This is a genomic window from Protofrankia sp. BMG5.30 (assembly GCF_001983005.1).
GTDB classification, from domain to species: domain Bacteria; phylum Actinomycetota; class Actinomycetes; order Frankiales; family Frankiaceae; genus Protofrankia; species Protofrankia coriariae.
This window is the reverse complement of record NZ_MOME01000024.1, coordinates 101,199-124,729: the sequence shown is the minus strand read 5'-3', so window position 1 is coordinate 124,729 and position 23,531 is coordinate 101,199. Positions and strand designations below refer to the sequence as shown.

The window sequence follows — 23,531 nt, the reverse complement described above, 5'->3', positions numbered from 1 at the left end:
CGTGTGGCCGGCCGCCACGGTCCAAACCTGCATTATCCACCTTATCCGCAATACGTTTCGGCTGACTTCGCGGGCCGATCATGACGCGGTGAAACGCGACCTGAAGCCCATCTACACGGCGCCTACTCCGGAAGCCGCCGCCTTCGCCCTCGACGAGTTCGAAGAAACCTGGGGGAAGAAGTACCGCGCCGTGATCCGGCTGTGGCGGAACGCCTGGGAGGAGTTTATCCCGTTCCTCGACTATGACGCGGAAATACGGCGGGTGTTGTGCTCGACGAACGCGATCGAGTCGCTCAACRCCCGCTACCRCCGGGCGGTCCKCGCCCGCGGGCATTTCCCGAGCGACCAGGCCGCGTTGAAATGCCTGTATCTTGTGACCCGCAGCCTGGATCCGACCGGGACCGGCCGCGCCCGGTGGGCTGTCCGGTGGAAACCCGTGATCGACGCGATGGCAATCACGTTTAGTGACCGCTGGCCGTCCGCTGAGACCTACTGATCAAATCCGCCGGAAACACTGATCACGAGACACTCCCCCACCTACAGGCTCCGTGGGTGTAGGTGGGGTCGGTTGCGGTAGTGATGGTTTCTACCTACAGGTTCGTTGTCCACAGGTGGCTGGTCTCGCTCGCGGGTGGGGCGGAGGCCGTGGCAGCGTGGGGGTATGGCCCATGATCCCGGCTTGCGGCATCCGCGCGGCGGCAACAGGAACAGCAGCGGCGGCAAGAACAGTGGCGCCAGGCTCCTCGGCAGCGAGGGGCCTGGCAGCGAGGCTCGTGGCAGCGATGGCAGCGGCCACGGGACCCGCGGAAACGGCCACACGTCCAGGCGGCGGGCCGATGGCCGTGGGGAACGCACGGTCTGGGAGCGGATCGCGGAATCCCAGGACGGCGTCATCTCCGTCCGTACAGCCCTGCGGGCCGGGATGACCGAGGCGGAAATCCGCTGGAAGCTGCGCAGCGGCCGCTGGCAGCGGCCCATGCGGGGCGTGCTCGTCACCCACTCCRGCCCGATCACCGACGCCCAGATGATGTGGGCGGCCGTCGAATCTGTCGGAGCGGGCGCGGTACTCGGCGGGGCGTCCGCGGCATCGTTCGACGGCTTACGCGGGTTCGACGGCGGCCCGGCCGTCGTCCTTGTCGACGCTGCCCGGCATGTGACGCGGCGCCCCGGTGTCATCATCCGGCGCAGCCATCACCTCGGATCCGATGACGTGTACCCGCGGCGGTCGCCACCGCGGACCAGGCTGCCCCGCTCGGTCGTGGACATGGCCAGCTGGGCCCCGGATGAAGAGGACGCACGTGCTGTGCTTGCCGCGGCCGTCCAGCAGCGGCTGGTCACCGTCGCCGAGCTTCGCCGTGTYGTCGAGCGCCGTGGGCCGCTGCGCCGCAACAGGCTGATCACTGACACCCTGAGCGACCTGGGCGATGGTGCCCATTCGGTGGCCGAAATCCTTTATCGAAAAATCGAGAATCGTTACGGCCTGCCGGCCGCGCGACGGCAGCCGCGGATCGATGCCGGCGGCAGCCGCTACCACCTCGACGTCTGGTACGAAACGTGGCGGGTCTGGGTGGAGATCGACGGTGGCTATCACCGGGAGGTACGTCAGTGGTGGGACGACCTGGCCCGGCAGAACGCCGGTGTGCTCCAGGACCGCCTCATTCTGCGCTTCCCGGTCCATGTACTGCGCACCGAACCGCGGCTGGTGGCCGAACAGGTCGCCACAGCACTACGCCAACGCGGCTGGGAGCCGAACCTGTAGGTGAAAACCGTCATCATCACAGCGGTTTCCACCTACGGATGCGGGAGCCGTAGGTAGAAACCGTCGTTGGAGTGACAGGAACCACCTACGTGGCTTCTACGACTCCGCGATCGGGAGGTAGACGTGGCTGCCGCGGGCGGCGAACTCCGCCGACTTCTCCCGCAGGCCGGCCTCCACGGCGTCGGTCTCCGCAATGCCGTGCTCCTCGGCGTACTTGCGCACGTCCTGGGTGATGCGCATCGAGCAGAAGTGCGGGCCGCACATCGAGCAGAAGTGCGCCGACTTCGCGGGCGCCGCGGGCAGGGTCTCGTCGTGGAAGGCCTCGGCGGTCTCCGGGTCGAGCGCGAGGTGGAACTGGTCGGTCCAGCGGAAGTCGAACCGCGCGTCGGACAGGGCGTCGTCCCACGCCTGGGCGCCCGGATGCCCCTTGGCCAGGTCCGCCGCGTGCGCGGCGATCTTGTAGGCGATCACCCCGGCCTTGACGTCGTCGCGGTCGGGCAGGCCGAGATGCTCCTTGGGCGTGACGTAGCAGAGCATCGCCGTGCCGTACCAGCCGATCATCGCCGCGCCGATCGCGGAGGTGATGTGGTCGTAGCCGGGCGCGATGTCCGTGGTCAGCGGTCCGAGGGTGTAGAAGGGCGCGTCGTGGCACAGCTCGCGCTGCAGGTCCACATTCTCCTTGATCTTGTTCATCGGGACGTGCCCAGGGCCTTCGATCATGACCTGGACGTCGTGCTCCCACGCCACCGAGGTGAGTTCCCCGAGGGTGGCCAGCTCCGCGAGCTGGGCGGCGTCGTTGGCGTCGGCGATCGAACCGGGGCGCAGCCCGTCCCCGAGCGAGAAGGTCACGTCGTAGGCGCGCAGGATCTCGCACARCTCGGCGAAGTGGGTGTAAAGGAAGTTCTCCTGGTGGTGGGCCAGGCACCAGGCGGCCAGGATGGATCCGCCGCGGGAGACGATCCCGGTCTTGCGCCGCGCGGTCAGCGGCACGTAGCGCAGCAGCACTCCGGCGTGGACGGTCATGTAGTCCACGCCCTGCTCGCACTGCTCGATGACGGTGTCCCGGTAGACCTCCCAGGACAGCTCCTCGGCCTTGCCGCCGACCTTCTCCAGCGCCTGGTAAATCGGCACGGTCCCGATCGGGACCGGCGAGTTCCGGATGATCCACTCCCGGGTGGTGTGGATGTCGCGGCCGGTGGACAGGTCCATGACGGTGTCAGCGCCCCAGCGGGTCGCCCACACCATCTTGTCCACCTCCTCCTCGATGGACGAGGTCACCGCCGAGTTCCCGATGTTCGCGTTGATCTTCACCAGGAGGGCACTGCCGATCGCCATCGGCTCGGACTCGGGATGGTTGACGTTCGCGGGCAGCACCGCACGGCCGGCGGCGATCTCCGCCCGCACGGTCTCGACCGGCAGGCCCTCGCGCAGCGCGACGAACTCCATCTCCGGCGTGATCTCGCCCCGGCGCGCGTAGGCGAGCTGGGTGACGGCCCGGCCGGGCAGCGCCCGCCTGGGGGACGGCCGGCGCAGCCGCTCCCCATGCCGGACCTGTGGCGAGGCGTTCTGGTAGATCTCGGTGTCGCCGCGGGCGGTGATCCAGGCGTCCCGCAGCGGAGGCAGCCCCTGGCGCACGTCGGTGACCTGCTCGGTGTCGGTGTACGGGCCGGAGGTGTCGTACAGGATCACGCTGTCGCCGGTGGACAGCAGCACCTCGCGCATAGGCACCCGCAGGCCGTCCGCGGAGCCGACCAGATAGGTCTTGCGGCTGCCGGGCAGCGGACCGGAGGTGACCGGCGCGGGTGAGCCACCGGGCGTGGAGGCGCCGCCGGGCCCTCCGGCAGCGGACCTCCGAGCGTCACGCCCCGTGGAGACGGGCGCGCCACCGGTGACGGGTGTTCCGCCGGTGACGGGCGCGGACACGGAGACCGATCGGTCGACGGGCAGCACCATGTGACAGCCTCCCTACGCCGGCATTACCCGGACAGGTTCTGGCGGTCGGCGGYACTGTGGGTGGGTCCCAGCCGCCCTCTCAGCCTCCTGCGTTGGAAGCTCCCGCGTTGACGTTGGATGCGACGGTACGCCCAACCAGCACCCTGTCGCCACCCAATCGACGGAACACCCACCCACAACCCAGGATCGTGTCACAGCGTCACCGCGGGCGAGCGTCAGGTGAGATGCTTCCGAGAGCGGGTAATCAGGCTGGGACAGTGTCCGCCCGGTGACCGGGAAAGATCCTCCCTCTCACTTCCCCCCTCTGGGAGCATGAATGATTCTGCTGCCGCTGCTGGCGCTCTTCCTCGGAATCTTCGTCATCGGACTCGTCCACGACTGGCGTTACGACGAACCGCCCGCCACTGGTAATACGGGAGGCACCCGACCGGACGCCACGACAACCACCTGATCAATCACCCGGTCAACCGCCCGAAAACTATCCGAAAAATATCCGAAGAAACACCGGCCAAATTTCCCGGAACAAGCAGGAGGACGTTTTTCTTTCTGGCCGGCACGGAGTTCCACATGAAACTCCGCCGCCGGCGGGAAGGGAACGCGAAGAAGACCCGGAACACGGCGGAGACCCGGAAGAAGAAATGTGGAAAGAGCTGGTCGGCGGCGGGCTTCGAAGGAGGTTGCGCCGAACGGCGCCGGCTCAATGAGCACGCCGGGCCAAGAGGTCAACAGGCCAGCGGGCCACCGGGGCAGCGGGCCACCCGGCCACCCGGGCACCCGGGCACCCGGGCACCCGGGCACCCGGGCACCCGGTCAGATCATCGCGAGTAGGCGATCCGCGGCGGCGACGGCGCCCCCGGCGGCTGCGAAGTCGCCGCGTAGCCGCCGCGCGGCGACACGGAAGGACGGTTCGTCCAGCACCGAGACGATCGACTCGCGCAGCGCGGGCGCGCTCACCCGGCCGAACCGGACCCGCAGGCCCGCGCCGGTGCGCACGACCTGCTCCCCGATGACGGGCTGGTCGTCCCGGACCGGCGCCACGACCAGCGGGACACCGTGCGCCAATGCCTCGCACACCGTGTTGTTCCCGCCGTGCGACACCACCGCGGACAGCCGTGGCATGAGATCGAGCTGCGGGACGTGCGGCAGCACAAGAATGTGCTCCTCAGCGCCACTGCCACGGGAAACGCCGACCGGAGCACCGTCGACCGGAGCACCGTCGACCGGAGCGCCGTCGGCCACGGCGGCGCCGCCGGGTGCGGGATTCGCCCGGGGCGGGCCGAGGATGCCGGGCGGCGCCACGACTATCGCCTGTAGGCGGTGCCCGAGCGGTCGGAGCGCGTCGACCGCGACCCGCAGGAACCGGCCGCCGGCCTCGCGGGTCACCGTTCCCAGCGAGACCAGCACATGCTCACGCTCGGAATCCAGCCATTCCCACGGGAAGGCCACTGCCGGCCGCCGGCCGAGCGGTATGCCGACGAAACCGTAGTAGCTGGGAAAACTGTCCGTGCGCAGCATCCGGGGCACCGAGCACACCAGGGTCAGGTGCTCGGAGAAGCGCAGGTCACCAACGCACGCCTTGTCCTCGGGCACCCCCTGGGAGCGCTGGAAGTCACGTAACGTGTCACGGACCCACCGCCCGACCCCGGGCAGGAGCTCGTACGGATCGTCCAGTTCGGCGGACGTGGCGGCAAGGGTCGCCCACGGCAGGGCGCGGCGGCGGGCGACGAGCGCGGCCCCGACCGCCTGCTGGTCGACGACCAGCACATCCGGGGCGAACTGGTCGACCTTCGCCTCGACCTCGTCGACCATCGAGGCGGCCAGCGGGATGAGAAAGTCCTCCCAGAGGAACTTCAGGGACGCCGCGCCCCGCAGTTGCCTGGACTTCTCCTCGACGGCAGCCCGGCTGGGGCCGGTGAACGTCCCGGCGAGTGGCAGCAGGGTGAGCCCTGGGGCCAGCAGCGGCCCGACCACGTCCGGATGGCCCGCGACCGCTACCTTGTGACCGCGTCCGGCCAGTTCACCGGCGATCCCGACCGCCGGGTTGACGTGTCCGGTCAGCGGCGGGACGACGAACAGGAAACGGCTCACCCCGGCACCCCGGTACCGATGCTCTCCTCCGGACGGCCGGGCTCCCCCTCCTCCTTCGGCTCCTTCGGGCGTCCGGGGCCGCCGTCCGGACGATCATGATCGCCAGATGGCCGGCTGGGACCGCTGACCGGACGGCCAGGAGCAGCGTCCAGACGGCCGGGATCACTGTCCGGGCGGGCGGGGGTGCTGGCGGGACGGTTGAGATCCGGGGGCGGGACCATCCGGGTCACCCAGTCGGGGGTCTCGAACCGTCGCCCGGCGGTGTCGGCGTAGGGCGGCACCGGGGTGCCGGGTTCGAACAGCCACCATCTGAGCAGGACGCGCAGGTAGTCGGTGGCCTCCCGCAGCACCGCGTGGGTGTGGTGCGCGAGGACGATCAGGGTGCAGTCCGGCACGAGCCGGGCGAGCCCCTCGGCGTGGTCGGCGATGTCGGAGTTCGCCCCGTAGACCGCCAGCACGGGGACGTCCAGGCGGGCCAGCCGCCGCGGGKAGAACGGTTCGGTGGCGAGCATGTCCCTGGCGATCGAGGTCTCCCGCAGCAGGGCCTGGGCACCGCGGGCGATCCGGCTGACCGCCCGCCCGGCGGAGCGCTCCAGCCACCGCTCGACCTCGGCGTCGTCGAGCCCGGCCGACACCTGCGCCAGCGACCGGGCCATCCGCGCGCCAAGGCCCTCGACGAGGAAGGGCGGTTCGATCACGGTGAGGCTCGCCACCTGCCCGGCGTGTTCCAGGGCGTAGGACAGGGCCATCGTCGCCCCGTAGCTGTTGCCCACCAGGTGGACGGGACGGTCGACGCCGAGCGCGTCGAGCAGCCCCGACAGGTCCGCCAGGGCGTCCGTCATGGCGTAGCCGTCCGGTGTCCGTTCGCTGCGGCCGTGACCGCGCAGGTCGTAGCAGATCACGTCGGCGCCGGCGTGGGCGAGGCTGGTCCCGAGCGAGAAGTAGAGGCTGGACAGGTTGTCCATGACCATGCCGTGCACCATGACGACGACCGGTGCCCCGGGCCGCGGGCCACCCCTGGGCGACAGCCGCTGGACGTGCAGGCGGACGCCGTTGGCAAGGACCTCGGGCATCGCTACGACCGGGACGGTTCGGACGGTTCGGACGGTTCGGACGGCTGGGGCGGCGTCAGGCAGTCGGCGATGAAGGAGACGACCTCACCGACCCGCATGTTGATCACTTCGTCGACGTTCCGGTCCGCGAGGAAGCCGACGAAGTCGACCGTGTCGCCATAGTGCTGCCGCATCCGGTCCGCGAGGGCGACGAACTCGATGCTCTCCAGCTCCAGGTCGGTGTTGAACGACGTCGACAGGTCGATCTCACAGTCGATCACGTACTCGTCGCCGATGACGTCGTGCAGCAGCGCCACGACCTCACGCAGAATCCGCTCCTCGACTGCGGCCCGCTCGACGCCCGAGGCGGTCACTCCCACCGCACCCGATCCCGCTTCACCGGATGCTGCTTCGCTGGATGCTGCGGAGCCGGATACGGCGGGACCGGATGTGGCGGAGTGTCCGATCGTCGGGTGTCCGGTCGTCAGGGGCTTGGCCGTCATCTCCACGCTCCTTCGTTCTCCCGTGCCGCCTGTTCGACCTCGGGCGAGGTCCACGCCACAACGTAACGATCAACGTCAGTGTCATCGACGGAACAATGATCAACTTCAGGGCCATCGACGGAGTGACGACCAGCGGCGCTGCCCGCGACGGAACGACGATCGCCCAGCGGATGGCCCAGTGGATGGCCGTGGTCGTCCAGGGGCTCGCCGAGCGCACTGATCGACTGGTGCGCGACCCAGCGGGCGCGCGACGGCTCCTGGTCGTCCGTCCGCACCCGGAGATGACCAGGCGTGACCCCCTCGACGACGAACCGCTGTGGCCAGCTCGCCTGACCGGTGTCATCGGCCCTGGCCGCGGCCTGCCTGGCGGCCCGGAACCTGGCCAGCCACAGGGCCCGCAGGCCGGCGTCGGCTCCGGCCAGCTCGGCGAGCAGGGCGCGCTCGGCGTCCGTGAGCGCCATCGTCTCCATCTCCGTCCCTGCCCTTACCCCTGCCGGGAGCGGCGTCACCCGTTCAATGTCGATACCCACCGCACCGTCGGGATGTACGACCGCCACCGCGAGGAGCGCCGTGTGCGCCAGGGCAACTCGCGGGGGTGTGGCCGGCACGCCGGCACGCGCCGGCAGCCGGTCGATCACCGGGCGCCCGGAGTCCTCGTCCGACACACCGATCTCGATGCCCCACACGTCGGTGACGCCGCTGTCCCACAGCCAGTGGCGGACGGCGTCCTTCACCGCGATCCGCCCGAGCAGCCACTCCCGCGCGGCCCTGGGATGCTTCGCCGCCAGGATGGCGCGCTCGTCGGTGTCGAGGTGGTAGCGCGTGACAAGCTCGCGGGAGGCGGTGTCCGCCCAGTGCTCCCGGGCGAGCACCCAGCCGCCGGCGGCCCGTTCGGCGATGGCGTTGCGCGCCGGCCGCAGCAGCATCGCCCACATCAGCTCGTCCTGGGAGAACCGGCGGTCGGTCCAGCCCTCGACGCGYGCCCACACCGTGCCGTCCGCGGCGCGTACCTCCAGATCGGCGGTGACGGCGCTGTCCCGGACGTCACGTATCCACACCGTGCAGGTCAGCCGCTCCCCCACGGCCGGGTGCGGGCCGAAGAAGCGCACGCCGCGCAGGGCCGAGGGCAGCAGCAGCCAGTCCGCGGCGAGATGCTCCCGCGGCCAGTAGCCGAACAGCTGGCCCGCGGCGTCGAGCAGCGCGCCGGGCGCGCTCGTCACGACAAGCTCCCCGTGGACGCCCCCGGGGGAGACCGGCCCGACCGTGACCAGCCCCTGATAGCCGGGGCCGTGGAACAGCCGTCCAGCATGGTAGATCGACGGCCCGTCCAGCGGTGTGTCGTCACGCGGCTCGGGCAGGGGCTCCGCCGACGGTGCCGGCCCCGGCGGGAAGGCGTCGGCGAGGATGACCGTGCCGTGCGCGTACCCGTCGATACTCACCCGGACCGCGCTCGCGTTCGCGCCCRTCGCGTCCTGCCCGGCCACGGCCGGCAGGACGGTCGTGGTGATGGTCACCTCTACCGCCGGCTCGATCGCCAGCCAGCGCAGGGCCCGGACGTCGGTGACGCCGACGACGACCCGGCCGGGCACGGCCGCCCGCGCCTGGCCGATCATCATCTCCAGCACGGTGGTCATCGGGACCACCGGGAACCTGTCGGCGAGATGCGGCCACCCCGGCGGCTGCCGGTAGAAACAGTGGTCGATGATGTACGGCATCGTCTCGATCGACAGCGTGCGCCGCGTCTGCCGGACGTCCCGCCCGCCCGGCGGTACCGCCGGCCCCGCCGCTCCGGCTGGCCGGCCCGGCGGCCCGGCTGACGATCCGGCCGGCGCAGGCGGCGCGTCCGGCGCAGCGGGCGCAGGCGGCGTCGGGCGTCCGCCGTGCCCTGTACGAGCAGCGGTGGCCGGGCCGGCGGGTGCCTTCTGGACAGCGGCCGACACCCGCGCCCTGGCACCGGACGCGCCGCCCCTGACGGTGGGCGCGATGGTCCCGGCAGCGGAGGTCCCGGCAGCGGACGCACTCGTCCTGGCAACAGGCGCGCCGCTCCCGGCGCCACGCGCACCGCTCCTGGCGGCGGACGCGGTGGCGCCGACGGCGGACGCGCTGGCCGTCCAGTGTGCCAACACGGCCGAGACCATCGCGTTGGTCTCGGCGACCAGCGCGTCGAATTCGGCGAGCACCGGATTGCCGGTGCTGCCGTGTCCACCGGCCGGATGCGCGCTGACCGCCCGATCACGTCTTTCCCGCGCTGTCAGCGGCCGACGTTCGTGGGCCGTCGCGGAAGGAATCGAACGGGCGGACGGCCCGGCAACCGAGGGTTCCCGCTCCGGCTCCGCCAGGATCGGCGCCGAGACCGGATCCAGGGCTGGATCCGGATCCAGAGCCGGATCCGGGAGCAGAGTCAGATCCGGCTCCAGGGTGGTGGCCAGGCGCGAGCCCGGCTCCGACAGCAGGGCCGAGTCCGAATCCGGGACAAGGACTGGCTCCGGGATCGAGTTCGGATCCGCTGCCAGGGCCGAATCCGAGGCAGGGGGCGGCTCCGGATTCGGGTCCTGATTCTGGTTCGGGGCCAGGTTCGGGTCCGAAGCTGGATCCAGGGCCGGATCCGGGGGCAGGGCCAGTTCCCTGTCCGGGCTCAGAGCCGAGTCCGAGTCCGGATCCAGGGCCGGGTATGAGATCGAGGCTGGGCCCGGGAACAGGGTCGTGGGCAGCAGCGACGCCGCCCGCTCGCCGAGGCGGACCAGTGGGGCACCCAGGTTGAGCAACATCGGCTGGCCACGGTGCGTCTGCTGGGACGACCGCTGTCCATCGTCGACTGCTTCTTCCTGGCCGTCATGAGCGGCTGACGGTGACAACGGTGATGACAGCGGGGACAGCGGCGATGGCGCCGGTGACGATGGCGACGGCGATGGCCGCTGAGGCCCGGGGATCGGGAGCGGGATCGTCGCCGGCGTGCTCATGGCCGACAGCCGGTCCATCCGGGGTGTGGCGCCCTCGACCCAGAACGCGGCGACCACCCGTCGCAGCTGGTCCATGCCCGGGCGTTTCGGGGTGTTCGTGACGACCGTCAGGTGTTCCCGGCCCGGCAGCGTGTCCTGCACGAAGCCGGCGATGCTGCCCACCCCCACCTGGACGAAGACCCGCGCGCCCTCGGCGTACAGCCGCTCGACGAGCTGGCGGAACCGGACCGGCTCCAGCAGATGGCGCACCGCCAGCTCCCGGATTCCGTTCTGGTCGTCGGGGTAGGGCGCGACCGTCGTCGCCGACCACACCGGCACCGTCGGCGTGCGGATCGGGATGCCGGCCACGTCGACCCGGACCTTCGCCAGGAACGGGGAGAGGAACGGGGAGTGGAAGCCGGAGCGGAACGGCAGGATCCGGCCCAGCACGCCCTGGCCGCGCAGCCGTTGCAGGGCGCTCTCGACGCTGCGTTCCTCCCCACAGATGATCGACTGATGCGGGCAGTTGTCGTGCGAGACCACGACGTCCGGGAGGTCCGCGATGGTGGCGGCTGCCGTGTCCGCACCGCACCCGAGCGCGCCGAAGGCCACCCCCGGCACCTCCAGGGAGTACGGCTCGAACGAGGCGATGAACCTGTCCACATCCTCGTCGTCGATCATCCCGGCGGAGATCATGGCGTTCCACTCGCCGATGCTGTGGCCGCCGACGAGGTCCGGGAAGATCTCCAGTCGGCGCAGCGCCGTGTCGAGTACACGGCCCACTTCGACGCTGGCGACGCCGTGCTCCCCGAGCGCCTCGGCCCAGCCGCCCGTTCCAGCGGCGGCCGGGCCGAGGTTTCCGGCGGAAAGGTGCCGCGGGCGGGTGAGCGCGAAGTGCGCGCTGACGTCGTCCACCCGGGGGTGGAAGTTGTCCTCCAGGCCGCAGAACAGGAACGCTGTCCGGTCCGGCGCGGCGGTGGCGCCGAGCAGCGGTGAGCCGGTGAACCACAGGTCGTTGCGGCCGCGCCAGGGCCGACCGCGCTCGACGACCGTGCGGGCGAGCGCCAGCCGGCGCCGGTCCGGCGCGACGATCGCAAGCCGGTAGGGCCCGCCTTCGGGCGGGGCGGCGGTGTCGTCTCGCGCCAGCAGCTCCTGGTCGGGGACGGCGAGCGCGCGGGCGATCTCCGCCGGGCTCGTCCCGGCGAACAGCAGTACCCGCTCGCCGCCGGGTCGCTCGCCCGAGCGCGTGGACGGCCCCATGGCCGTGGTGGCCATGGCTGTTGCCGGGACCGGGAGCGGGACGGTGGCCGGGAGTGCGGTCGCGCCCGGGACCGCGCCCGGGGGCACCGCCGCCGTGGTCACGGCCAGGGGCGCGGCCGCGGCCGGGCCTGGAGGCGGGACCGGGAGCATGACCGGGACCGGCACCGGAACCGTGGCCGGGAAGGCCAGCGACGGCGCGTTCGACGGTGCCGGCGCCTCCTCGACGACCACGTGCGCGTTGATCCCGCCGAAACCGAACGCGTTCACCCCGGCCCGGCGCGGCACACCGTCGTCGACGTCCCAGGCCTCGGCTTCTGCCACCGGCCGCAACCGGGTGCCCGCGAACGCCGGATGCGGCTGCTCACAGTGCAGGGTTGGCGGCAGTACGCGATGATGCAGCGCCAGCGCAGCCTTGATCAACCCGGCGGCGCCCGCCGCCGGCATGGTATGCCCGATCATGGACTTGACGGAGCCGACACCGATCGGCCGCGCTCCCCCCCAGACCCCCGCACCAGCCCCCGCGTCGGCGCCGAAGACCTGCCGGAGGGTGGCCAGCTCGGCCGCGTCCCCGGCCGGGGTCGCGGTCCCGTGCGCCTCGACGAGGCCGAGCGCGCCGGGTGCCCTCGGATCCAGCCCGGCGTCGGCCCAGGCCCGCTCGACGGCGAGCACCTGCCCGTCGGACGCCGGCGCCAGCAGCGTCGACGTCCGCCCGTCGCTCGCCGAGCCGCAGCCGCGGATCACCGCGTATATCCGGTCACCGGCGCGTTCGGCGTCGGCCAGCCGCCTGAGGACGACCATGCCGACCCCCTCACCGATGAGGATGCCGTCGGCCCGCCGGTCAAAAGGACGGATCCGCGAACTCGGCGACAACGCCCGCAGCAGCGAGAAGACACTCCAGAACGTCACCTCCTGCGCCAGGTGCACACCGCCGACGATCATGGTGTCGGCCCGGCCGGCGACGAGCTCGCGCACGGCCGTCTCGACGGCGATCAGGGACGACGCGCAGGCCGCGTCCAGCGTGTAGGCCGGGCCGCGCAGGTCGAGGCGGTTGGCGATCCGGGACGCGGCCAGGTTGGGCACCAGCCCGATCGCGGCCTCGGGGCGCCGCGGGCCGAGCGTTTCGGTGAACGCGGCGTGCACCCCGGCCAACTGCTCGGCCGTGAGCGTCGGGACAAGCTCGGACAGGCTGGTGACCAGCTGTGTCGAGACCTTGATCCGCTGGTCCAGCCGGGCCATCCCGGAGGCGAAGTAACCACCGCGGCCGAGTACCACCCCGGTCCGGCCTCGGTCACCGAGCGCGTCCGCGCCACCGGCGTCCGCGATCGCCTCGGCCGCCACCCGCAGGGCCATGAGCTGGTCGGGCTCGGCCCAGTCCACGGCCAGCGGCATGATCCCGAACTGGGTCGGGTCGAAGGTCGCGAACTCCTCGATGAACCCGCCGCGCCGGCAGCGGATCCGCTCCCCGGCCGCCTCGGGACCGCCATCGGAACCAGGGTCGGGATCGGAACCGAGATCGGGACCGAGATCGGGACCAGAGCCGGAGCCAGGGCCGGGATCCGGATGGAAGAACTCCGGGTCGAAACGTTGCGGCGGGATGTCCCGGATGGCGTCCACACCGGTGAGGATGTTGCGCCAGTAGGTGTCGAGGTCACCGGCGCCCGGGAACACCGCCGCCATCCCGACGATCGCGATGCCCGCGTCCGGGTCCGGCGGCCCGCCGGGCCCGCCCGCCCTAGATCCCGGCATCGAAGGCGTCCAGGGAGCCGGAGAGGTACACCACCTGCGGGTCGTCCACGTCGGCGGCCAGCTCGCGCAGGACCGCGGCGACCCCGGCGTCCGGGTCGATCAGCCCGATACCCCGTCGGGCGTAGACGCGTGCCAGCTCCGCCGAGACCATCCCCCCGCCGGCTCCCGCGCCTGCCACCGCTGCCTCCCGGTCACCGCCGGCAGAGCCCGCAGAGCCCGCGGAGCCGGCAGAGTCGGCAAGGCCCGCAGAGCCCGCGGAGCCGGCAAGGCCCGCAGAGCCGGGCGATGCCCACGGGCCCCAGTCCAGGGACACGACACGGCCGCGCAGCCGCCTCGCCCAGGCATGGGCGCAGGTGTCGAGCGCGTCGTTGGCGGCGGCGTAGTCGACCTGCCCCCGATTGCCGAACACCCCGGACACGCTGCCGAAGAGCACCAGGAAGCCGAGGTCGGGCCGCAGCGCGTCGACCAGCGTCCGGGCTGCGTCGACCTTGGTCGAGAACACCCGCTCGAACGAGCGTGCCGTCTTCTCCCGCAGCAGTTTGTCCTCGCGGACGCCGGCGCCGTGGACGACCCCGTCAAGCCGGCCACGGTCGGCGTAGATCGTCTCGACGACCGCGCGCAGCGCGTCCGGATCCCGCACGTCGACGGCGTGATAGCGGACGAAGGACGCGCTCGCGCGCAGGGCCGCGACGGTGGCCCGCACCTCCCGCTCGGCGAGCAGGTGGGTGACACGGGCCTCGACCTCGGTGAGCCGGCGCAGGCCGGCGGCGATCAGGGCGCGGCGCAGCTGAGGCGCGTCCACCGCGGAGGCCGTCGCCGGATCCTCGGCTGCGGCCGGCAGCGGCGTCCGGCCGATCAGCTCGATCCCGCAGCCGGTGGCCTGGGCAAGCCCGAGGGCGACCTTGGCGGTGATCCCGCGCGCGCCACCGGTGAGCAGGACGACGGAGCTCGGGCCGAGCTCCCCCAGCACGCCGGTGGCCTGGGGCGGCGGTACGGAAGCAACGTCGTCGTGCCACCGCCAGCCCCACGACGGCCCGGCGGCCGGGAGCGTCAGGGCAGCCATGCTCACCGGGCCAGCCGGGCCCACCGGAGCCACCGAGGCGGCCGGGGGCGCACCGGCACCGGGGATCTCGGCCGGCACCACCCGGAGAGTCGACCGGACGCCGTGCCGGTAGCCGATCACCGACGGGGCGTCCGGCGTGAGGAACTCCGTGAGCAGGTAGCCGGCGAGCCGGGTCGGCGCTTCCTTCGGGTCGAGGTCCACCGCGCGGACCACCACGTCCGGCACCTCCCGGGCGAGCGTGCGCGTGAAACCGGCCATCCCCACACCTGGGCCGGGCTCGTCGCCCACCCCGCGACCGAAGCTGCCCCCACCACCGGTCGCGATGATCAGACGCTGGGTGCCGCCGGCAACCGCGGCCCGGATCGGGACGAACGCGGCGGGCAGGGCCGGTGGCGCGTCCCGGTCCACGGACGACACCCACCAGACACCGTCCGCCCCGGCACCGCCGGCAAGCTGGTCGGCGAGCGAGGCGTCGTCCACGGAGAACATCCGCACGGACGCGCCCTGCTGCTCCAGCAGGGTCGCCAGCGCCAGGCCGATACCCAGGCCGCCTTCGACCACGGCGAACCGGCTGCCGGCCAGTGGCCCCGGCCCGGGGCGGGTGCCCGCCGCGGCAAGGGCAAGCAGGTCGGGGAGGGTGCCCTGCGACGGCAGCGGAACGACCTCGACGACGAAGCGCCGCAACGCGGCCGCCGAGTCCGCGGGATCCCCCGGGCCCGGCGGGCGCACGAAACGTTCGCTGGGCCGACCGCCGGCCTGTCGCGACACGGCCGCCGGGACCGCTGGCCCGCTCCCCGCGTCCGCGACGCTCGCGGCCTCCACAACAATCCCGCTGCCCGGAATCGTCACGGGGCCCGGGACGGCCGCGAGCTCCGGGCCGAGCCCCGGGCCCACGGCGTTCCCCGGGCCCACCGCGTTCCCCGGGCCCACGGCGGGGCCCACGCTCGCGGCGGGGTCCGGGTACGTCGCAGGGCCCGCGTCCGCCGCGGGGTACGTGTCCGTGGCGGGGTACGTGTCCGTGGCGGGGCCGGCATCCGAGCGGGTGACGATCCACTCGACGATCCCGCGAATGGTCCGGATGGCCGCGAGCTCCTCGACGACCTCGTCGGCCAGGCCGCCTTCGGTAGTGCCAGCTCTCCAGCCTCCGGCAGCGCCAATATCCATTGTCGCGCCGCCTTCGGCAGTGCCAGCTCTCCAGCCTCCGGCAGCGCCAACATCCACTGTCGCGCCGCCTTCGGTGGTACCGGCTTCCCGGGCCGTGGGCAGGCCGAGGCCGAGCTGTTCCGCCAGCGTGCCCAGGATCTCCGTCCGTTTGATCGAATCGATACCCAGGTCGGCTTCGAGATCCAGGTCCGCCGCCAGCATCTCGGCCGGATACCCCGTCGCGGACACGATCACCTCCACCACCGCGCCCAGCACCACGTCCGGCTCCCGGGACACCGGCCGCTCGGAGACCACCACGGCCGGGGCGTCGTCGTGGCCTACGGGCTGGCCGGGCGGCCAGGGCTGATCGGCCGAGGCGGGCAGCGGCGCGRCATGGTCGGCCGGCGTTGGCAACGCAACGTGGTTGTCCACCGCTGGAAACGGACCATGCTCGTGCGGATCCGACAGCGGGACGTGGTCGAGTGGCGGGACGTGGTCGAGCGTGCCCGGTGGCAGGGCAGCCTCCGCACGCGCGAGAGCGGCCGGGGGGAGTGCCGACATGCGGTCGGTGGCGGCCAGGTAGTTCAGGATGACCTCGCGCTGCGCGGCGACCAGCTCACGGGTCGTCCGCAGGAATTCGATCACGGCGGCATCGGTGTTCCCGACCGACGGTGGGACGATCACCGTCGGCAGCTCCGCCACCGCGGGAGACGCGGCCCACGACGGCGGTTCGGGGACCGGCAGACGGGTCAGCCTGTCCGCCGGAACCAGCCCACCCGGCAGGTGACGGCCGTCGGACGTCCGCACCAGGTGGCCGTCGACGAGCCAGCCGGGCCGGCGCGGGCAGTTCGCGGCCGAGACCACCTGTGCGTCACGTCCGGTGAACAGTGGCGTGGTGTCCACGGCGACACCGGCGGCCGCCAGCTCCGCCAGCGCGAGCAGGAGCCGGCGCAGCCCGTGTTCGCCGGGGACGTCCGTGGCGACGGCCGTGTGCGGCCGGCCGTGCAGAATCCTGCTGGTGAGCCCGGTGAGGACCCGACCCGGCCCGGCCTCCACGAAGATCCGTACACCGGCGGCGTACATCGCCTCGATCTGCTCGACGAAGTGGACGGGCTGGGCGACCTGGCCGGCGAGGGTCTGCCGGATCGCGTCGGCGGTGTCCGGGTATGGCCGCGCGGTCGTGTTCGACCAGACCGGCCGTGACGGCGGGATGATCGCGGCCCTGTCCAGCTCCGCGGCGAACGTCCCGGCCGCGGCCGCGACCACCGGGCTGTGGAAGGCGCACGCCACCGGGATCCGCCTGGCGGTGAGCCCTTCGGCCGCCAGGCGCCGCACCGCGGCCTCCACCGCGGGGGTCGGACCGGAGATCACGGTCTGCTCCGGCGAATTGTGGTTGGCGATCACGGCATCGCCCGGGCCCGCCGGGCCGTCGACCGGGCCCGGCGTCGCGGCGTCCAGCACCTCCCGCACCCGCCACGCCGGGGCTGACACCGCCGCCATCGTGCCGGCGCCAGCCGTGACGGGATCGATGTCGCCACTAGAAGTAGTGTTATTGCCACTGATGGTAGTGGTGTCGGCGCCAACGGGAGTGGGATCGGCGCCAACGGCAGGGCCGACAATGACACCGGTTGCGGAGGCACCGCTGGGATCAGCGGTCGCGGAGGCCGCGGCGAAGGCATCGGCGGCGTCCAGGATGGCGGCCGCTCTGGCTTCGCTGAGCGGCAGCAGATCGTCGATGTCGACGGCCCCGGCCGCGCACAGGGCGACCAGCTCGCCGTAGCTGTGGCCACCGAGATGGTCGGGACGCACGCCCAGGCCGGTGAGGATCTCGTGCATGGCGAGGCCGGCGATCCCGAGGACCGGCTGCGCCGTCCGGGTGTCGGTGATCGCCGCATGCCGGGCGTCGGTGTCCGCCCGGCTGAACGTGGCCGGCGGGAACATCGCCGGCACCCACTTCTCCCCGCGTTCGAGCAGGTGCCGCAGCCGTGGGAAGGCCACGAACAGCTCCGCCAGCATCCCGGGCCGCTGGCTGCCCTGCCCCGGGAACAGGAAGGCGATCTTCCCTTCTTCCGCCTCTTCTTCTTCCGCCCCGCCCGTGCCCTGCTTCCCGGCTGGCGCCGGGGCCGTGTCCGCGGTACCGACCAGCGTGGCACGGCCGGCCCTGCCCTGGCCCGCCACGCCCCGGTCGCCGCCGGCGACGAAAATCCCGGCCTTCGGGTCGTGGGTGAACGCGCGAGCCCGCTTCACCAGGTCGGCGAGTTCGTCCAGGCTGGTCGCGACGAACGCCACCCGCACCGCCCCGCCGCGCTTGACCGCCACCGTCGCGGCCAGGTCACGCAGCTTCCAGGGCCGTCCGGCGCCGTCGTTGACGCGGATCAGCTCGGCGAGCCGGTCCAGGGTGCGGCAGGCGGCCGCCCGGTCGGTGCCGCGGATGACGAACAGTTCGGCGGGCCAGGCGTCCAGCCCGTGGGTGGGTTCGGGAGCGCCGTCGTAGGCGGAGAGCACCACGTGGAAGTTGGTCCCGCCGAAGCCGAACGCGGACACTCCGGCGTGCCGCCGCGACGCCGGCGCCGCCCACGGCCGGGCGGCGGTGTCGAAGAAGAACGGGCTGCTCCCGGCGTCCCAGGACGGGTTCGGCCGGGTGATGTTGGACGTCGGGGGACGCACCCCGACCGCCAGCGCCCGCACCGTCTTGATCAGTCCGGCCAGCCCGGCGGCGCACTTGGTGTGCCCGATCTGGGATTTCACCGAGCCGACGGCACAGCTCCCCCGCCGGGCGCCGTGGCCGGCGAACACCTCGGTGAGGCTGGCGAGTTCCGTGCTGTCACCGACGACCGTGCCGGTGGCGTGTGCCTCGACCAGGCCGACGTCGGCCGGGGAGATCCCGGCCCGCGCGTACGCCCGTTCCATCGCCAGCACCTGACCGGCCCGGCTCGGCGCGGTCATGCCCAGCGCCCGGCCGTCACTCGACCCGGCCACCGCCCTGATCACCGCGTGGATGCGGTCGCCGTCGCGTTCGGCGTCGGCGAGCCGCTTGAGGACGACGACAGCTACCCCCTCCCCCAGGCAGATGCCGTCGGCGGCCGCGTCGAAGCTGCGGGACCGACCGGTCGGTGACAGAGCGTGGACAGAGGAGAACAGGATGAAGTCATGGATGCTGTTGTGCGTGTCCACACCGCCGCAGAGCACCAGGTCCGAGGTGCCGCCGACCAGTTCCTTGCAGGCGGTGTCCAGCGCCGCCAGCGAGGACGCGCATGCCGCGTCCACCGTGTAGTTCACGCCACCGAGATCGAAACGGTTGGCGACCCGCCCGGCGATGACGTTCGCGAGCATGCCGGGGAAGGAGTCCTCGTCCAGTGTCGGCAGGCGTTCGGCCAGGGCGGGTGGGACCGGCCCGAAGAAGGCCGGGTAGGCCGAGCGGAAGCCGTGGGCGGCGGCGAGGTCCGCGCCGGACTCGGCGCCGAAGACCACCGACGTGCGCGACCGGTCGAACGGCCGGTTGTCGTAGCCGGCGTCGCGCAGGGCCCGCGCGGTCACCTCGAGGGCGAGCAGCTGCCCGGGTTCTATGCTGCTCAGCGACTTCGGCGGGATGCCGAAGCGCAGCGCGTCGAACGGGACCGGCGGGAGGAACCCGCCCCACCTGGACGGCACCCGCCCGCCCCGCCCGGAATCCGGGCCACCGGAGGCCCGCTGGTCAGGGGTCTGGACGGGAGCATGGTAGAGGTCCGCGTCCCAGCGGCTGCGCGGCACCTCGGTGACCGCGTCGACGCCCCCGAGCACGTTGGCCCAGTACTCGGCGGTGTCGGCGGCGCCCGGAAACACACAGGCCATGCCGATGACGGCCACGTCCAGCGGACGGGCGGCCTCGTGGCGGCGGCCGCGTCCACGTCCGCGTGCCCTGGCACCCGTCCGCGCCCTGGTGCCCGCCTGTGTCGTGGCGCCCGCCTGTGTCGTGGTGCCTGGCCGGGCCGGCTGCCCGAGCGCCGCGCCGACGTCGGTATCGGCATCGCTGTCGAGACCAGTGTCGATGTCACTGTCGGGGATGTCGCTGTCGGGGTCGATGCCGAGGGCGGCGAGACGGTCGGCCAGCGCCTGGGTGGCGCCCTCGCTCACCTGGGCGTGCAGGGCAGCCACCGTGGTCGGCTCCGAACGCAGCGCCGCCACCTGGCCGATCATGAACATACCGTCGTTACGCTGGACGTCCTCGTCGACGGATACCAGCCGGCCGCGGTCGCGGCGCAGGCCCTTGCTCGCGATCCGTGACCGGCCGAGGTTGAACTGTTCCAGCTCCTCCCACACCTGCGCGGGGGCGAGCCCCTGGGCGAGCAGCTCGGCCCGCCGCCCGGCGAACGTGGTGACGAAAGGTGACCGGGCGGCGCGGGTGGCGTGCCCCGGCGAGGTCTCCAGCAGGACGGTGCCGTCGCAGTCCAGCGCCGTCCGCTGGAAACCGGGCAGGATCGCGCCGGAGCTGACCGCCTCGGCGGTGAACAGGTACGCGGTACCCATCAGCACCCCGATCCGGGCACCGTGGTCGGCCAGCGGCGCGGCAGCCGCCGCGACCATCGCCGCGGACCGTTCGTCGTGCACACCGCCGGCGAACAGCACGTGCAGGCCCTCGAAGAACGCCCTGGCCGCGGACCGGCCGCTGGCGACGGACACCTGCTCGCCGTACGCCAACAGCCCGGCGATCTGGCTCTCCCACAGCGGGAAGCTGGCCCGCGGGCCGACATGGCCGCCGCACTCGCGTCCCTCGAAGACGAACTTGCGGGCCCCGGCGGCGAGAAACCGGCCGAGCAGCCCCGGCGAGGGCACGTGCAGGAAGGTGTCGACACCGGCGGACTGCAGGGAGGCCGCCTGGGACGGACGCCCGCCGGCGATCAGCGCGCAGGGCGGGCGGATCTCCCCGATGGCATCGAGCTGGGCCGAACGGATCTCCGGCGGGGCGAAGCCGAGGATCCCCACCCCCCATGGCGCGTCCCCGAGCAGGGCGCGGGTCTGTTCGAGCAGAGCGCGGGCCTCGTCACCGTCCATCAGGGCCAGCGCGAGGAACGGCAGGCCACCGCCGTCGGCCACCGCCCGGGCGAACTCGGCCCGGTCGCTGACCCGCGTCATCGGCCCCTGCGCGACCGGGACGCGCAGACCCCGGTCGGCGGCGAAGGACGCGCCCGGGGCGAGCGGGGCGAGCCGGACCGCGGCGGCGAGCTGGGTCTCGATGGCGTCCCGGACCGCTGTGACAACGCCGCTGGCGGTGACGTACCGGTCGGCCAGCGGCGCGGCGAAGGCGCCGTCCTGACCGACGGGGAGGAACTGTTCGCGCAGGTCACGGGCGCCGAGACGGTACGCGACCGCGTCATCGTCGATGTCCTCGTCCACCTGTTGGCCAGGGCCGGCGAACTGCTGGCCGGCAAGCCCGGCGACCGGCAGGTCGGGGCGGACGTACACCCGGTGCCCGGCGAGGACCGTGGTCTCGCTGCCGTCCATGCCCCGGATGGCGGCGGCGACCTCGGCCGGCAGCTCCATCTCCCGGACGAGCGCGAGCTGGACGTCGAGCACGACGCCGACCGCCCCCGCGGCAACGGCGGCCGCGGCGGTGTGCGGCCCCACCCCGCCGGCTGCCCACACGGGCAGGTCCAGGCCGTCGGCGGCGAACAGGTGCTGGAGCAGGGTGAACGTGGTCAGGTCGCCGACCCGGCCGCCGGACTCGCCGCCCCGGGCGATCAGGCCGTCGGCGCCGGCCGCGGCCGCCACCTGCGCCTGCTCGACCGAGGTGATCTCGATGAGGACGCGCCGGCGCCCGACCGCCGCCGTCGCCACATCCCACTCACCGTCCCGCCCTCCGTGGGCCGGCCCGGTGGCGAGGACGACGGTGTCCACCTCGGGCGGCAGCTCCCACGGGCTGGTGGCGCAGCCGACGGGCACCCGTATCCCGAACGGGCCACGCGACCAGCGGGCCGCGTCCGCGAGCGCGGCACGCGCGGCGGCGGCGTCCCGCCCCAGGTCGAGAACGCCGAGGCCGCCGGCCCGGGCCACCGCAGCCACCAGGCGCGCGTCAGGCTCGGTGAAGGGGGTGATGGCGACGACGAGGTCCCGCGACGACCCGGGGACCCGCACCGCCCCGGCCCGCGATACCCCGGAGGTCCGGGCCTGCGGGCTACGGTGCGTGCTGGTGCTCATGGGTGGTCCCTCCTGACCCGCCGTCGCGTCGGCGCGCCGGCGGCGCCACGGGCCGGGGCTGCGCCGGCGGACGGCCCGGCACCCACCGGCATACCTGCCGGTGTCCAGGTGTGCGGCCACGGTGACGATCGTGTGCCCGCCGGCCGGTCGGCGCTCGCCGGCCACCGGGCCGGCGGCCACGGCCGCGGGCGTGCCGCGACCGACCCGCCAAGGAGCCCGGGAGTCGAACCGTACACATATACGAAAGAACAACAACGACACATTATATTCACAATAATGTGCCAGAAAAGACAACCAGAAATCACGAAACTCACAACGACGACAGTTCTCAAGGTCGACATCATTTCCCAGCAGATCGTTGGCCGACGGTCCCCGACGGACACCAACGGCGACCGACACCGGTTCACCGAGATCGGCACTTGCGGGTGCCGGACCAGCTCCTTCCCCGGGCAGGCAGGACATGGGCGCGGGCACCGTGCCACCGGATACGTATCGGAAATTTTAGCCCCCCGGGAAAACCAACCGGCAGGACCCACCGGCCGGGCAACACAGCGGAAACCGGGTGCGGACACAGCGCAGTTATCCATACACGGAAGGGCAGGTACCGTGGTCGCTTTCGGGACGCCTGGTTTCGTCAGGCCCGGCCATCCGCGCCCCGACGCCATCGCCGATGCCGCTGATACCGCAGACGCTGCCGATACCGCCGAGGCTGCCGACAATCCGCTGACAAAGGCGTCCGCCCGGCGTTCCCGCGACCGGTCGCCCCTGATATTGATCATCAATACATCCGAATCCGACCGGGCCGCGGGAAGATGTGAGAAAACGCACCTGACAACCGGCGCGGCTGGCCGTGCGGTGGCCCGCCGCCCGGCCAGCGCGGGCGTTGCGTGCCCGAGCGGGACGGCACCGGCCACGGCCATCCGGGCAGTCCCCGGCTCAGACCGGGGCGTGCAGGTCACGGCTCTCGACGATCGCCCCGTCCGAGACCACCAGATGGTCGAAGGAGCCCTCGGACTCGGCGATCCAGAACGCCCCGCCAAGCGTTATCGGGTCCAGGTTGTGCCGCTGGGAGGCCCGGAACCGGCGGCGGCGCACCAGCACGACCCGCAGCGGCCCGCGACCGCCGAGCAGCGATCCCCACACGACGGTGAAGAGCACCGGCGGATGCCGCCCGTCCACCGCTGTGCTGCCTTCCTGCCAGCCGAGAATCGGCGTCCGGTCGAGCGGCTGGTCAAGACGGGTGGTGGAATCGTCAGCGGACTTCAGCCGCCAGTGCAGAAGGCCCACCGGCGAACTCACCAGTTCGACTTCCACACCGGAAAGCGGCAGTTTCATCCGGTCGTACACCTGGTCCATCGCGTCACCCCCGGCCGCGTCCCCCCGGACCGGTCGAGGCCGCCGGTCCCACGCCGCAGACGACATCGCCCACCCCACCATCGGATGCCGTCGCCCAGCGCCGCGAGGACAAAGATCTGTCAGCGGCCACGGGTAGCGCATCCTCCCCATGGGGTGAGAGGAAGATGAATTAGATCATATCAGTTCATAGCATGTGCCATAGCCGCCAGCACGGCGACACGGCCGGCGCGGATACGGCGACGTCAACCACACGACAATCGCGCGACAACCGCGCTCCGGGTATCTGTCGACCACATATCCACCACGTACTTCCGAAATATTGTCGGCATATTTTCAACGATCGCTTCGGCCATCGGAACGGCGGCGGCCGGTACCGTATTCTCACGCACTGCCGCGCACTGCTGACGGGCCGAGGCCGACAACCCACAACCAACAACGTCAGGCCGCATACACGCGGACGGCTCCGCCCACCCCACGTCGTTCCGTTCGCGTACG

Annotated in this window: 10 protein-coding genes and 1 riboswitch; of the genes, 3 read left to right on the top strand and 7 right to left on the bottom strand. The window is 72.4% G+C overall.

From position 1 onward, the window contains the following. Together BL254_RS14990 and BL254_RS14985 are read left to right on the top strand one after the other, a co-directional pair. The coding region (locus BL254_RS14990) for a transposase (RefSeq protein ID WP_175648381.1) at nucleotides 1-496 on the top strand (496 nt) is incomplete at its 5' end. A gap of 183 nt (nucleotides 497-679) precedes the next feature. Further along, nucleotides 680-1,759: a hypothetical protein gene (locus BL254_RS14985; protein ID WP_254858169.1), complete on the top strand. Its 1,080-nt coding sequence runs from the start codon at nucleotides 680-682 to the stop codon at nucleotides 1,757-1,759. A gap of 96 nt (nucleotides 1,760-1,855) precedes the next feature. On the opposite strand, the gene thiC is transcribed toward BL254_RS14985, so the two are convergent. After that, nucleotides 1,856-3,712, bottom strand: coding sequence for a phosphomethylpyrimidine synthase ThiC (thiC, locus tag BL254_RS14980; protein WP_047225078.1), 1,857 nt, complete (start codon nucleotides 3,710-3,712; stop codon nucleotides 1,856-1,858). Continuing rightward, a riboswitch (TPP riboswitch) is annotated at nucleotides 3,704-3,828 on the bottom strand. Its footprint overlaps the gene before it by 9 nt. 200 nt (nucleotides 3,829-4,028) lie before the next feature. On the opposite strand from thiC, the gene BL254_RS28975 reads away from it, so the two are divergent. After that, the gene (locus BL254_RS28975) at nucleotides 4,029-4,163 is read left to right on the top strand and encodes a hypothetical protein (RefSeq protein ID WP_256386251.1); all 135 of its coding nucleotides are present in this window, start codon (nucleotides 4,029-4,031) and stop codon (nucleotides 4,161-4,163) included. A 359-nt stretch (nucleotides 4,164-4,522) separates the two neighbouring features. Here BL254_RS28975 and BL254_RS14975 read toward each other — a convergent pair whose 3' ends face one another. The 6 genes from BL254_RS14975 to BL254_RS14950 all read right to left on the bottom strand — a co-directional run bounded on the left by BL254_RS14975 (nucleotide 4,523) and on the right by BL254_RS14950 (nucleotide 23,015). Then, nucleotides 4,523-5,800, bottom strand: coding sequence for a glycosyltransferase (locus BL254_RS14975; protein ID WP_076843633.1), 1,278 nt, complete (start codon nucleotides 5,798-5,800; stop codon nucleotides 4,523-4,525). Further along, complete coding sequence (locus BL254_RS14970) at nucleotides 5,797-6,873, bottom strand: alpha/beta fold hydrolase (protein ID WP_076843631.1); 1,077 nt, start codon at nucleotides 6,871-6,873, stop codon at nucleotides 5,797-5,799. Before BL254_RS14970 ends, BL254_RS14975 begins: the two co-directional genes overlap by 4 nt. Nucleotides 6,874-6,875: 2 nt before the next feature. Then, the gene (locus BL254_RS14965; RefSeq protein WP_047225089.1) at nucleotides 6,876-7,232 is read right to left on the bottom strand and encodes a phosphopantetheine-binding protein; all 357 of its coding nucleotides are present in this window, start codon (nucleotides 7,230-7,232) and stop codon (nucleotides 6,876-6,878) included. Nucleotides 7,233-7,351: 119 nt separating this feature from the next. Beyond that, nucleotides 7,352-13,300, bottom strand: a complete 5,949-nt coding sequence (locus BL254_RS14960) for a type I polyketide synthase (protein WP_083731107.1) — start codon at nucleotides 13,298-13,300, stop codon at nucleotides 7,352-7,354. Continuing rightward, complete coding sequence (locus BL254_RS14955; RefSeq protein WP_083731110.1) at nucleotides 13,287-21,680, bottom strand: type I polyketide synthase; 8,394 nt, start codon at nucleotides 21,678-21,680, stop codon at nucleotides 13,287-13,289. The genes BL254_RS14960 and BL254_RS14955 overlap by 14 nt, the downstream gene beginning before the upstream one ends. A 936-nt stretch (nucleotides 21,681-22,616) precedes the next feature. Further along, a complete protein-coding gene (locus BL254_RS14950) occupies nucleotides 22,617-23,015 on the bottom strand; it encodes a hypothetical protein (protein ID WP_139342324.1) in 399 nt (132 codons plus the stop codon). Nucleotides 23,016-23,531 lie beyond the last annotated feature (516 nt).